We start from the raw sequence: 333 nt of genomic DNA on the forward strand, positions 1-333 counted from the left end.
AACTTCCCTGCGGCAATGGATTTACTGTAATCGCAGCTGAGCCACCTGTAAAACCAGAACTGCGGGTACAATGGGCATCTGTAACCGAAACTATAGCATAAGTGGTCGTAGCGGTAACGGGACTGGTAAAAGGAGTAAAAGGCGTACCGCTTACAACACCGCTTGCAGTTCGGTTGGCACCGCCGTTTTCAGTATACACAATCGTGTAAGGTCCTGTACCTGTTGTTGCTGTAAAAGTTAACTGACCTGTGCCTGTTACACAAAACGGACCATTGGCGGTTAAACTTCCCTGAGGTAAAGGGTTAACGGTTATCGTCGCTGAACCTGAAGTAA

At 47.7% G+C, this 333-nt stretch carries 1 protein-coding gene; it reads right to left on the bottom strand.

The features are described 5' to 3' along the window. Nucleotides 1-333 (bottom strand): hypothetical protein (locus ACODST_RS27870; protein ID WP_488935356.1); only part of this gene is annotated, 333 nt, incomplete at both ends.

Source organism: Flavobacterium sp. FG19, from assembly GCF_057809475.1.